Raw genomic sequence first — 12108 nt, 5'->3', positions numbered from 1 at the left:
TCGAAAGGGTGGGTGAGTAACTTGTTATTATATGAAAAAGTGTATGAAGAAATAGCGAGAAGAACAACTGCACTTCAAACGATGCAACGGCAAGATGGTACGTGGCGGTTTTGTTTTGAAGGAGCGCCACTAACAGATTGTCATATGATTTTTTTATTAAAATTATTAGGTAGAGATAAAGAGATAGAACCGTTTGTAAAAAGATTAGCATCACTCCAAACAAATGAAGGAACATGGAAATTGTATGAAGATGAAGTGGGTGGTAATTTATCTGCTACAATTCAATCTTATGCTGCCTTACTTGCATCGGAAAAATATACAAAAGAAGATGCGAATATGAAGCGAGCGGAAATGTTTATAAATGAGCGCGGGGGGGTGGCGCGTGCTCATTTTATGACGAAGTTTTTATTAGCGATTCATGGAGAATATGAATATCCTTCTCTCTTTCATTTGCCAACACCAATAATGTTTCTGCAGAACGATTCCCCCCTCAGTATATTTGAATTGAGTAGCTCAGCACGTATCCATTTAATTCCGATGATGTTGTGTTTAAATAAAAGATTTCGAGTAGGGAAAAAGTTATTGCCAAATTTAAATCACATTGCAGGCGGGGGCGGAGAATGGTTTCGGGAGGATCGGTCTCCAGTTTTTCAAACGTTATTAAGTGAGGTGAAGAAAATTATAACGTATCCACTTTCTTTGCATCATAAAGGATATGAGGAAGTAGAACGTTTTATGAAAGAGCGTATTGATGAAAATGGAACATTATATAGTTACGCAACTGCCTCGTTTTATATGATTTATGCTTTACTTGCATTAGGGCATTCTATTCAATCGCCAATTATTCAGAAGGCTATAACGGGAATCGCATCTTATATATGGAAGATGGAGAGAGGGAGCCATTTGCAAAACTCTCCGTCAACTGTATGGGATACAGCTTTACTCAGTTATGCTTTGCAAGAAGCTCAAGTTCCGAAAGCAAGTAAAGTGATTCAAAATGCATCAGCGTATTTACTAAGAAAACAGCAAACGAAGAAAGTAGATTGGAGTGTACATGCACCGAATCTATTCCCAGGTGGTTGGGGCTTTTCGGATGTGAATACGATGATTCCAGATATTGATGATACAACTGCTGTGTTAAGAGCACTGGCGCGAAGTAGAGGGGACGAAAATGTAGATAATGCTTGGAAGAGAGCGGTTAATTGGGTTAAAGGATTGCAAAATAATGATGGTGGTTGGGGAGCTTTTGAAAAAGGGGTAACGAGCCGTATATTAGCAAATTTACCAATCGAAAATGCAAGTGATATGATTACAGATCCTTCTACACCAGATATTACAGGAAGAGTGCTAGAGTTTTTTGGGACATATGCGCAAAATGAATTGCCCGAGAAACAAAAACAAAGTGCGATAAATTGGTTAATGAATGTACAAGAGGAAAATGGATCATGGTATGGGAAATGGGGAATTTGTTATATATATGGTACATGGGCAGTGTTGACTGGTTTACGGTCACTAGGAATACCATCTAGCGATCCATCATTAAAACGAGCAGCTTTATGGCTTGAACATATACAGCATGAAGATGGTGGCTGGGGAGAATCTTGCCAAAGTAGTGTGGAAAAAAGATTTGTTACTTTGCCGTTTAGTACACCATCACAAACGGCATGGGCGTTAGATGCTCTCATTTCTTACTATGAAAAAGAAACACCAATCATTCGAAAAGGTATTTCATATTTGCTCTCCAACCCTTATGTAAATGAAAAATATCCTACTGGAACAGGTTTACCAGGTGGGTTTTATATTCGTTATCATAGTTATGCTCATATATATCCGTTGCTTACTTTGGCTCATTATACAAAAAAATATAGAAAATAAACCGAGAGATGTCTCTCGGTTTATTTTGTTGGGTAGTAGGTCCCTTTTGAAAAGAATAAGGTTGTGATGTACCTTATTTTTCGGTTGACTGGCGTTTTTGACGTGCATCAGCGGCATTTGCACGTGCGTTTGCTTCTAAGTCATTGTGGTCAGCGAGTTCGCGAGAGAACTCAACATCAATGCCATCAGTTGCTTTGCTTTGTTTGAAATTCTTTTTGTTCATTCGACACAATCTCCTTGCGTTTATGCGACGTTGCAAAGTTAGTTTGACACAAATAGACTTTTTTATACAAAGAGGAATTGGAAAGCAAAAAGCCGAAATATACAGTATAAGTAATAGAAATGGGGGATAGGAATGGAGTTTTTAAATGGGAAAACAGCTGTTGTAACAGGAGCTGCACAGGGAATTGGAAAAGAGATTGCAAGGGTTTATGCAAAACTAGGGGCGAAAGTATTAATTAGCGATGTAAATGAAGAGAATCTACAAAAGACGACACGTGAGTTATCAGATGAAGGATATGAAGTGTGCTCATATCGATGTGATGTGAGTAATCAAAATGAAGCAAAGTCGTTAATTGAATATGCGGTTCAAAAATTTGGTACATTACATATTTTAGTGAATAATGCTGGAATTACAAGAGACGCAATGTTACATAAAATGGAGAAGTCTGCTTGGGAACAAGTATTACAAGTGAACTTAACTGGAGTTTTTTATTGTATGCAACCAGCGCTTCTTTACATGAGACAACAAGGGTATGGACGCATTATTAACATATCTTCAATTAGTAGAGAAGGAAACATAGGTCAAGCAAATTATGCGGCTACAAAGGCAGGAGTTGTAGGATTAACAAAAACAGCAGCGAAAGAAGTTGGAAGTTTCGGTATTACTTGTAATGCGATTTGTCCGGGGTTTATGGATACAGATATGACAAAAACGATACCAGATAAAGTGAAAGAAAAGATGGTGGGCGCTATTCCAGTTGGTAGAATTGGAACGCCAGAAGATATTGCGAACGCAGCAGCCTTTTTAGCATCAGAATACGCATCTTATATTACAGGTGAAGTATTAAATGTGAGCGGAGGACTGCAAGTTTAAAGGAATACATAATGAAAAGAACCTGACCAGGTAAGTCAGGTTCTTTCTCATTAATTTAAGTTAAGCCAAACGCTCTTCACTTCTGTATAGTTATTTAATGCGTAAGATCCCATTTCACGGCCGAGACCAGATTGTTTAAATCCTCCAAATGGAGATGCTGCATCAAAGACGTTATAACAGTTTACCCATACTGTACCTGCACGTACTTTACTTGCAACATAGTGTGCAGTTTTAACATTTTCTGTCCATACACCAGCAGCTAAGCCAAATTGAGATTTATTCGCACGTTCAATTACTTCATCAATATCGTTAAACGGTATTGCAGAAATAACTGGACCGAAAATTTCTTCTTTTGCGATCGTCATTTCGTCATTTACGTCAGCGAATACTGTAGGAGAAACGAAGTAGCCTTGATCGAATGGATTATTTCCTCCGCAAAGTACTTCAGCGCCTTCTTCAATCCCTTTTTCAATGAAGCCCATTACACGTTTTTGTTGTTCTTCGGAAACGAGAGGACCGATTGTAGTTTCTGGACTTAGACCAGCGCCTTGATTTAATTTTTTAGAATAAAGGACGAGATCAGCCATGACATTATCATACATTTTCTTCGGAACAAATAAGCGTGATCCAGCAGAGCATACTTGTCCTTGGTTAAACATAACACCAGAAAGTGCACCAGGAATCGCGCGAGATAAATCAGCATCTGGCAAGATGATATTTGGTGATTTACCGCCTAACTCAAGTGTAACGCGTTTTAATGATTCGGATGCTTGTCGCATAATTTGTTTACCGACAGGAGTAGAACCGGTAAATGCAATTTTATCAACGAGTGGATGATTAACGAGAGCTTGTCCAGCTGATTCACCGAATCCAGGTACGATATTAATAACACCTTTCGGGAATCCAGCTTCTTCAATTAATTCAGCTAAGTATAGAGCAGATAGTGGAGTTTGTTCTGCAGGTTTTAAAACGATTGTACATCCTGTAGCAAGCGCTGCTCCCATTTTCCACATTGCCATAAGAAGCGGGAAGTTCCAAGGGATAATTTGACCAACGACACCAACAGCTTCATGGCGTGTATAGTTAAAGTAATCACCGGAAACAGGAATTGTTTGACCAACGATTTTCGTAGCCCAGCCAGCGTAATAGCGCATATGCTCAATTGCAAGTGGTATGTCTGCTGCCATTGTTTCACGGATTGGCTTTCCGTTATCTAATGTTTCGAGCTGTGCAAGCTCTTCTTTATGTTCTTCCATTAAATCAGCTAACTTGTACATGAGACGGCTTCGCTCAGCAGTGCTCATACGAGACCAAGGACCTTCGTCAAAAGCCATACGAGCTGCGACTACAGCTTTATGAATATCTTCACGACCAGCTTCAGAAACGACGGCAAGTGTTTCACCAGTTGCTGGGTTAGGTGTTTTAAATGTTTTTCCGGAAGCGCTTTCAATGAAAGATCCATTCACATATAACTTTTTTGTACCTTGAAGAAAATTTTCTACCTTTTCATGAAGATTTACAGCTAGTTGACTCATTGTATAACCCCCTTGAAAATATAATGTAAACGCAGTACGAGACGGCGCTTATTCCGAAATCAAGGATGTGGAAACTAGATGGAAAGCCTCTAATTAAAATCATAATTAATAAATACTGAAAATTCAAATTTCATTTGTGTTACAATTGTAAAAAATATGTAATGTAACAGAACCTTCTATATGATTGTAAAAAATCCTGCTTGTTTTTGCTTTCTAGTAGGAAAAACTAGAAGAACAATGGTACAATAATACATCGTGAGAGGAGGGGGAAAAATGAAAGATTATCATGATGATCCACGCTTTCGAATAGCCCATAGAGAAGCGTTAATTGGTCTTGGACTTGCTATTATTAATTTTATAATATGGTACGGATTCGCTTATGGGCTTGGTAGTAAAAATCCGAGTGAATATACATATGTATTCGGTTTTCCCACATGGTTTTTTTATAGCTGTATCGTTGGATTTATCGTTATGGTTATTTTACTTAGTTTAGTTGTTCGTTTTGTATTTCAAGATATTTCACTCGATGAGGAAGAAAAAAGTGAGGAATAATAGATGAATTGGTATGTAATCATTCCAATGATAATTTCGTTTATCGTTGTATTTTTAATTGGTGTATATGCTTCAAGACGCGTGCAAGCAACTGCTCATAATAAATTTTTACAAGAATATTTTCTAGGTGGGCGTGAGCTAGGCGGTTTATTATTAGCGATGACAATGATTGCTACGTACGGTAGTGCAAGTAGCTTTATTGGTGGCCCTGGTATTGCTTACAATATGGGGCTTGGATGGGTACTGTTATCTGCGATTCAAGTTGTAACAGGGTATATCGTTTTAACGGTTATCGGTAAAAAGTTTGCAATTATCGCTAGGAAGATGGAAGCAATTACTCTTATCGATTATTTAAAAGGGAGATACAATAATAAAGCAGTTGTTATACTCTCTGCGTTATGTATTATTATCTTTTTATTTTCGGCGACAGTAGCCCAGTGGGTCGGCGGTGGACGATTAATTGAGTCACTAACGGGTCTATCGTATACAACAGCACTATTTTTATTTACTTTTTCTGTACTTGTGTACGTATTAATTGGTGGATTTCGTGCAGTCGCGCTATCAGATACATTATTAGGAATCATTATGTTAGTTGGAACGACAATCATTTTAATTGCTACTGTCATTGCTGGTGGTGGAATTGAAAAGATTATGCAGGAACTTGTTCAAATTAATCCAAATTTAATTACACCATTCGGAGCAGATGGCAGTTTAACGAAATCATATGTTACATCATTTTGGATTTTAATTGGAATTGGCGTTGTAGGTTTACCGCAAATTAGCGTGCGTGCCATGTCTTATAAAAATTCAAAAGCTATGCACCAAGCTTTAATAATTGGAACAGTTGTCGTTGGTACAATTATGATCGGTATGCATTTAACAGGTGTATTTGCAAGAGTAGTACTTCCAGGTATAACGGTACCAGATAAAGTAATGCCGCTACTTGCGATGGAAGTGTTGCCACCGTGGTTAGCTGGAGTTTTCTTAGCCGCACCAATGGCAGCGATTATGTCTACAGTAAACTCTTTATTATTACTTGTAAGCTCGTCAATTATTAAAGATATATACGTAAATTACATAAAGAAAGATGCAGCAGACAGTACGATAAAAAAAGGAAGTTTGTGGATTACTGGTATTGTAGGACTACTCGTTTATGCAGCGGCGATTAAACCACCAGATTTTTTAATATGGCTAAATTTATTTTCTTTCGGTGGATTAGAAGCAGCATTCATTTGGCCAATCGTATTAGGGTTATATTGGAGGAAAGGAAATGCTACAGGAGCGCTTGCTTCCATTTTCGTTGGAGTAGGTTCATATATGTGTATTCATCTTTTCTATCCAAATCCGTTCGGTATACATACAGTTGTCTTCCCAATTTGTTTTGCGTTTATCGCTTATGTTATTGGAAGTATGAGTGCTGTAAAAAAAACAGTATAGGTTAGCTGAAGAACGTAGTCCTTATAGGACTGCGTTTTTTCGTATGAATTTGTTCTTTTTTATTCTGTATATCCACGTTTATTCATAAATTAATAACAACTGAGGGGATGGAGTTGAGGTCGATGAAAAAAGTGTTATTTTTAGGAGACCCAGGCATTGATGACTCTTTAGCAATTATGTATGGATTGTTGCATCCTGATATTGATATTGTTGGGGTAGTAACGGGATATGGAAATGTAACACAAGAAAAGGCGACAAGTAATGCCGCATATTTATTGCAAATGGCAGGACGGGAAGATATACCTGTTATTAATGGTGCGAAAATTCCTTTATCCGGAGATGTTACAACGTATTATCCAGAAATTCATGGGGCAGACGGTTTAGGGCCAATTAAACCTCCAAAAACTTTTTTGCCAAATATAAAGCCTTTTTGTGCATTTTTTGATCTTCTTGAAAAATATAAAGGGGAATTAATAATAGTCGATGCTGGTAGATCAACAACACTAGCGACGGCATTTATTTTAGAAAAGCCGATGATGAAGTATGTGAAAGAATATTATATAATGGGCGGTGCTTTCTTAATGCCTGGCAATGTAACACCAGTCGCAGAGGCGAATTTTCATGGTGATCCGATTGCGTCGCAATTAGTTATGCAAAATGCTAAAAATGTGACATTAGTACCACTTAACGTTACATCTGAAGCAATTATTACGCCGGAAATGGTAAAATATATTACGAAACACTCTAAAACGAGTTTTAATAAGTTAATCGAGCCGATATTTACGTATTATTATAAAGCTTATAGAAAGTTAAATCCGAAAATAAAAGGAAGCCCAGTACATGACGTCGTTACAATGATGGTTGTGGCAAATCCATCCCTTTTAGACTATGTATATCGTCGTGTCGATGTAGATACAGTTGGAATTGCAAAAGGAGAGAGTATTGCTGATTTTCGGCCTCAACCTGATGCAAAAGCATTAAAAAATTGGGTGCGAATTGGTTGGTCGTTACATTATAAAAAGTTTCTTGAGGATTTTGTGAAATTTATGACGTAGACATAATGGGAGCATACAAGTTAAAATAATGGAGATGGTTATTTAAATGACCATCTCCATTAATTTGTTTTTTAATGATAAATAGAGAAGAGTTACACAATAGGAGAGGAATTTTACTTGAAAAAAACTATAGTATGCGCAGTAATTGTGGGTATTTTCGTTTTGCTAATATCGGGTAACTTTTTAGTGAAAAAAGTATGGAGTTCAAATAATGATGATGCACAGTATATTGCATCTTTTATTGAAGAACATAAAGATGAAAAAAATAGTGCACTTCTAGTAAAGAGAAATGATAAAGTTGTTTATTCTGTAAATCCCAATGTTGTATTGCCAGTCGCTAGTACGATGAAATTAATTGTGGCGCTTGAATATACGAAACAAGTTACTGAAGGGAAAATTGATTCGTCTAGTTTCGTTTCGATTAATGATGTGAATCGTTATTATGTTCCGAATACAGATGGAGGTGCACAAGATAGATGGCAAAAGTATTTGGAGAAGACAGGCAAGATAACTGAAGGAGCGGTTTCTTTAGAAGAAGTGGCAAAAGGAATGGTTAAGTTTAGTTCGAATGCGAATGCTGAATACTTAATGGAATTGTTAGGATTAGATAACATTAATCGGAATTTACAAAGTTTATCACTTCCTGCACATCAACCACTATTTCCAATCGTTTCATCTTTATATATCCCGGGATATTTGCATAAAGAATTGCATGTTCCAAAATATAAAATAGAAAAAAAGTTAAAAGAAATGTCTCAAGAGCAATATCGTGAATATGCGATGAATATTCATGAACGCTTAAAGAAGAAGGGACCATTATTACAGAAGGAAATTCCGCTTTATTTAGAGGAACGTTACGACAAAATTTGGTCAGATAGATTACCAGCAGCTTCCGCAAATGATTATATGGTATTACTTCAAAAAGCAAACCATAAAGGCGGCTTGACAGAGGCTGAAGAAAAAGTATGGGCAAATATCGTTGAAACAGACATGAGTGCCAAGAAATACCGTAAAACATTTAGACATGCTGGGCAAAAGAATGGTTACACACCATGGACGGTGACAAAAGCAGTTTACGCTATGGATAAACGTGGAAACTGTACAGAAATTGTGTTTTTAGCGAATAATTTAAATGAAGACGATAGTGCAGAAATACGGAAACATTTAGCAAACTTACATTTCCAAGTGTTGCAAAGTGATAAGTATGATGCGACTTTTATTAAATAAACTCGGTGCAGAGAGCACCGAGTTTATTTTTATGTACAAGCACTTTTTTTCTATCTCTGGGTATGATGGGTAGTAATACTTAGGTGAGAGGGGAAAAGGTGATGAAACAGAGTAAGGAAGAGTTTATAAAGAGTGAAGGCGCTGATTTCCCTGGAAAAACATATGTGGATTGTGTATTACAACATGTATTTGATTTTCAACGAAATTACTTATTGAAAGATATGTTTCAAGTGCATAAAGCACATATTACGATGTTGACTGAAGAAAGTTTAATGAAAATAGAAGAAGCTAAAGTTATATTAAACGCACTTAGAAAAGTAGAGCGAATACCAAAAGATAAATTGGTATATACAGAGCAGCATGAAGACCTCTTTTTTTTAGTCGAACATTTAATTTCTCAAGAAGCGAAATGCGATTTTGTAAGTAATATGCATATTGGTAGGAGTAGAAATGATATGGGTGTAACGATGTATCGCATGAGTTTAAGGCGATATGTACTACGGTTAATGGAGCATCATTTGTTATTGCAAGAAAGTATATTACAACTTGCCGATAATCACAAGGAAACGATTATGCCAGCTTATACACATACACAACCAGCACAGCCAACAACATTTGGTCATTATACTTTAGCAATTTATGATACGATGCAAAGAGATTTAGAACGAATGAAAAAAACGTACCAACTTTTAAATCAGTCTCCAATGGGGGCGGCTGCACTCTCTACAACAAGTTTCCCGATTAAACGAGAACGAGTTGCTCATCTACTTGGATTTACAAATGTAATTGAGAACTCATATGATGCTGTTGCCGGGGCGGATTATTTATTGGAAGTTAGCTCGCTACTTATGGTAATGATGACGAACACGAGTAGATGGATTCATGACTTTTTGTTGTTAGCAACGAAAGAATATGACGGTATTACTGTTGCAAAGCCATATGTACAAATCAGTAGTATAATGCCGCAAAAACGAAATCCAGTTTCAATTGAACACGCTCGTGCAATTACGAGTGGTGCTTTAGGAGAAGCATTTACAGTATTTCAAATGATCCATAATACGCCATTTGGTGATATTGTCGATACGGAAGATGACTTGCAGCCGTATTTATATAAAGGAATTGAAAAGACCATTCGTGTTTTTTGTATGATGAATGCAGTTGTTCGAACGATGAAAGTAGAAGAAGAAACGTTGAAAAGTCGTTCCTATAAACATGCAATTACGATAACTGATTTCGCAGATGTTTTAACAAAAAATTATGACATTCCATTTCGGCAGGCGCATCATGCAGCAAGTGTTATTGCGAAAATGTCATTGGAGCAACAAAAGGAGCTGCATGAATTACATTTAAAAGATGTAAATATATACTTACAAGAAAAGTTTAAAATACATTTATTAGAAAAAGAGTGGGAAGAAATTGTATCGCCAGAAGCTTTTATTCAAAAAAGAAATGTATACGGTGGACCGAGTAAAAAAGAAATGGAGCGCATGATTAAAAATCGAAAAGAGTCATTTCAAAATGAAGAAGAGGTATTTGAAAGGGAAAAACAAAGAATTTTACAAGCTGAAACGAATTTGAATTCATTAACTTTGAATATTGTTGAATCGTAAAAGAGGAATTTAGTGAATTAATCGCCAATACTTTATGAAACTATAAATAGAGAGAAGAGATTGTCGATGATTCAATTATATGTATATGAAGAGATTTTTCATTTTAAAGAAGATGTTACAACATTTCTAGAAAAGAATGAGCAGGAAAACAATCTCATATTAGGTGTATTACAAATGGTCCAAGAACCGATATTTATGGGGATAGCGAAACAAGGAGAAGAAATTGCCGTTGTATTTCTGCAAACAGAAGAGAAGAAACAAATCATTGTTGCAACTTCTGAAATTGCAGGAGTAGCTATTGAGGAACTTGCAAAAGAGTTAACGAAAGTATACCCGGATATTCCTGGATTGATCGGTAATAAGAAAATTGTACAGAAATTAGCGGAAGAGATTGCGGTATTAGAAAATAAGAAAACGAATGTTGCAATGGAGCAAGGTGTGTATGAGCTGAACAGAGTAAAGAAGAGGTGTAATGCGAACGGACTTTTCCGGGCAGTAAATAATGATGAATTACCATTAATAGAACAGTGGATATATCAATTTTGTGAAGATGTAAAGCTTCCTACTACGAAAGAAGAAGCAAAACAAACTGCGCATACATTAATAACTACAAATCGACTGTTTGGTTTGGAAGTGGATAGGAAACTCGTTTCTGTAGCTGCAAAAACGAGACCAACTAAAAATAATATAACAGTTAATTTTGTATATACGCCGAAAGAAGCAAGGAAAAAGGGATACGCATCTAATTGTGTAGCGGCACTTAGTCAACGTATGTTAGATGAAGGGTACAAGACGACTACGTTATATGCTGATCTAGCGAATCCGACATCTAATAAAATTTATCAAGAAATCGGTTATGAGCAAATTGCGGAGTCTGTGCTTATATTTTTAGAGAAGTAGAACAAAAAGGTGTGCTAAAATAGCACGCCTTTTTATTATTCATCAATCCTAATAACCTCGCCTTGAGGGAAGTCCTCAGTTTCTAGTAAGTTACGAATAGCTTTCGCAACATATTCAGGTGATAATAGTTTTCCTTCTTCTTTTAATGCAATGAAGCGGTCCAAATTTATAAAATCTTCTTTATTTGTTTCACGAATTTGTGATTGCATATTTGTATCAACAACACCAGGTGCAAAAGCGACGATTTTTACTGGATATTCTTTTTCTACTTCTTCAGTTGCTACGCACTGTGTAAACATATTTACACCAGCTTTCGTTGTGCAATAAGCGCCCCAGCCAAAGTAAGGATTTTTTCCTGCACCAGATGAAATGTTAATAACGCGTTTATCTACTTTCCAGCCTTTCGTATGCTTCATAAACGTAGATGTAAGAATCATAGGTGCAAGTAAATTAATGTGAACGTTCGTAATGAATTGTTCGCTTTCAGCTTTTTCGATTGGCTTCATAGGTGCAACTGTACCCGCATTATTAATTAAATGAATAGAGGATACATTTTCTTTTCTAATAGATGAAATGATCTCTTTAAAGTTAGTTTCTAAGTTATGTACATCTTGAAGATCTAGGGAATGAAAAATGCAATTGCTGTTATATTGTTCTGCAAGTTTAGTAAGCTCTTTATTTTCTCTTCTAGAAATAGAGATGACAGTTGTATTTTTTTCTAATAATTGCGTGGCAATAGCTTCCCCTAAACCTTGTGAAGTTCCTGTTATAATAACATAGCGCATAGTTTTATAAACTCCTCTCATATGTGCGGAATTTTG

Annotated in this window: 11 protein-coding genes; 8 read left to right on the top strand and 3 right to left on the bottom strand. The window is 36.4% G+C overall.

Translation table 11 applies throughout. The features are described 5' to 3' along the window. Nucleotides 1–21 precede the first annotated feature (21 nt). Nucleotides 22–1875 carry a terpene cyclase/mutase family protein gene (locus tag CN409_RS22135; protein ID WP_000928168.1) on the top strand — a complete coding sequence of 618 codons (1854 nt, stop codon included), beginning with the start codon at nt 22–24 and terminating at the stop codon, nt 1873–1875. A gap of 73 nt (nt 1876–1948) precedes the next feature. Here the strand turns inward: CN409_RS22135 and CN409_RS22130 are convergent, their stop codons facing one another. Continuing rightward, a complete protein-coding gene (locus CN409_RS22130) occupies nt 1949–2098 on the bottom strand; it encodes a YfhD family protein (RefSeq protein WP_001035815.1) in 150 nt (49 codons plus the stop codon). A gap of 132 nt (nt 2099–2230) precedes the next feature. Between CN409_RS22130 and fabG the strand changes: the two genes are divergently transcribed. Continuing rightward, on the top strand, nt 2231–2971 hold the full coding sequence (gene fabG / locus CN409_RS22125; RefSeq protein WP_000395038.1) for a 3-oxoacyl-ACP reductase FabG: 741 nt from the start codon (nt 2231–2233) through the stop codon (nt 2969–2971). A gap of 50 nt (nt 2972–3021) precedes the next feature. Here fabG and dhaS read toward each other — a convergent pair whose 3' ends face one another. Further along, complete coding sequence (gene dhaS / locus CN409_RS22120; protein WP_000080306.1) at nt 3022–4506, bottom strand: aldehyde dehydrogenase DhaS; 1485 nt, start codon at nt 4504–4506, stop codon at nt 3022–3024. Nucleotides 4507–4779: 273 nt separating this feature from the next. Here dhaS and CN409_RS22115 point away from each other — a divergent pair, with 273 nt between their 5' ends. The 6 genes from CN409_RS22115 (at nt 4780) to CN409_RS22090 (ending at nt 11287) form a co-directional block, all read left to right on the top strand. Further along, nucleotides 4780–5058 (top strand): YhdT family protein, encoded by a 279-nt coding sequence (locus CN409_RS22115; protein WP_000656243.1) that lies wholly within the window; start codon nt 4780–4782, stop codon nt 5056–5058. Nucleotides 5059–5061: 3 nt separating this feature from the next. After that, nucleotides 5062–6495 carry a sodium/pantothenate symporter gene (gene panF / locus CN409_RS22110; protein WP_001104822.1) on the top strand — a complete coding sequence of 478 codons (1434 nt, stop codon included), beginning with the start codon at nt 5062–5064 and terminating at the stop codon, nt 6493–6495. Between the two features lie 122 nt (nt 6496–6617). Further along, nucleotides 6618–7550, top strand: a complete 933-nt coding sequence (locus CN409_RS22105) for a nucleoside hydrolase (RefSeq protein WP_086390860.1) — start codon at nt 6618–6620, stop codon at nt 7548–7550. 117 nt (nt 7551–7667) lie between these two features. Beyond that, nucleotides 7668–8777, top strand: coding sequence for a serine hydrolase (locus CN409_RS22100; protein ID WP_000751367.1), 1110 nt, complete (start codon nt 7668–7670; stop codon nt 8775–8777). Between the two features lie 101 nt (nt 8778–8878). Further along, a complete protein-coding gene (gene argH, locus CN409_RS22095; protein ID WP_063675586.1) occupies nt 8879–10387 on the top strand; it encodes an argininosuccinate lyase in 1509 nt (502 codons plus the stop codon). A gap of 66 nt (nt 10388–10453) precedes the next feature. After that, the gene (locus CN409_RS22090) at nt 10454–11287 is read left to right on the top strand and encodes a GNAT family N-acetyltransferase (RefSeq protein ID WP_086390859.1); all 834 of its coding nucleotides are present in this window, start codon (nt 10454–10456) and stop codon (nt 11285–11287) included. A 35-nt stretch (nt 11288–11322) separates the two neighbouring features. Here CN409_RS22090 and CN409_RS22085 read toward each other — a convergent pair whose 3' ends face one another. Next, nucleotides 11323–12072, bottom strand: a complete 750-nt coding sequence (locus CN409_RS22085; RefSeq protein WP_001271058.1) for a (S)-benzoin forming benzil reductase — start codon at nt 12070–12072, stop codon at nt 11323–11325. Nucleotides 12073–12108 lie beyond the last annotated feature (36 nt).

Origin of the sequence: Bacillus sp. AFS012607, assembly GCF_002558005.1 — a bacterium.
GTDB classification, from domain to species: domain Bacteria; phylum Bacillota; class Bacilli; order Bacillales; family Bacillaceae_G; genus Bacillus_A; species Bacillus_A thuringiensis_S.
Note: the sequence above shows the minus strand (reverse complement) of the source record. Positions and strands in the feature narration are given on the sequence as shown.

Coding starts and splice junctions, on each gene's coding strand:
- CN409_RS22085 (WP_001271058.1), bottom strand. CDS start 12,072: ATGCGCTATGTTATTATAACAGGAACTTCACAAGGTTTAGGGGAAGCT.
- CN409_RS22090 (WP_086390859.1), top strand. CDS start 10,454: ATGATTCAATTATATGTATATGAAGAGATTTTTCATTTTAAAGAAGAT.
- argH (WP_063675586.1), top strand. CDS start 8,879: ATGAAACAGAGTAAGGAAGAGTTTATAAAGAGTGAAGGCGCTGATTTC.
- CN409_RS22115 (WP_000656243.1), top strand. CDS start 4,780: ATGAAAGATTATCATGATGATCCACGCTTTCGAATAGCCCATAGAGAA.
- fabG (WP_000395038.1), top strand. CDS start 2,231: ATGGAGTTTTTAAATGGGAAAACAGCTGTTGTAACAGGAGCTGCACAG.
- CN409_RS22105 (WP_086390860.1), top strand. CDS start 6,618: ATGAAAAAAGTGTTATTTTTAGGAGACCCAGGCATTGATGACTCTTTA.
- dhaS (WP_000080306.1), bottom strand. CDS start 4,506: ATGAGTCAACTAGCTGTAAATCTTCATGAAAAGGTAGAAAATTTTCTT.
- CN409_RS22130 (WP_001035815.1), bottom strand. CDS start 2,098: ATGAACAAAAAGAATTTCAAACAAAGCAAAGCAACTGATGGCATTGAT.
- panF (WP_001104822.1), top strand. CDS start 5,062: ATGAATTGGTATGTAATCATTCCAATGATAATTTCGTTTATCGTTGTA.